Raw genomic sequence first — 452 nt, 5'->3', positions numbered from 1 at the left:
TTAACAACAGTTACGCCTAATTGCACACTTCACTTATCCCAGTTATCCACAAAATCAGTGGATAACTTTTGGGATAAGTGAATGCCCAAAATAGTGCAATCTTTGCCGAGTCGTTGAGACATCTGAGTTAGCGAAGAGGGGTTATTCACAAATCAAATTTATTTAAGAATCAACATAATCTCGTCAAGCTTTTTTGCGAAAAATCTTTTGTCTTCTTCGCTAAAAAATAAAGCGAACAAAAAAGCGTCAAGCGCCAGTAACCTCAGGGAATTTGTGATTTTATTCACGCTCGAACAGGGGTAGAATCTGACGTCAGAATTCATAGTGATAGTTTATAAATGAATAAGTTAAATACGCCAAATTGCGATACCCATATCGCAGTCGTCGGTGGTGGTGTAGCGGGTGCTACAGCGGCAATACACTTTTCTGAACTCGGCTATAAAGTCACGTTG

Annotated in this window: 1 protein-coding gene; it reads left to right on the top strand. The window is 39.4% G+C overall.

Features of this window, described 5'->3' with window-relative positions; all coding sequences use genetic code 11:
• Positions 1-338: 338 nt before the first annotated feature.
• Positions 339-452, top strand: a 114-nt coding sequence (locus CIK04_RS28540; protein ID WP_142995035.1) for an NAD-binding protein, incomplete at its 3' end; no start/stop codon positions are given.

It is taken from the genome of Vibrio sp. 03_296 (assembly GCF_002265885.1).
The sequence above is the reverse complement of the archived record's forward strand: the minus strand, read 5'-3'. Positions and strand labels throughout refer to the sequence as shown.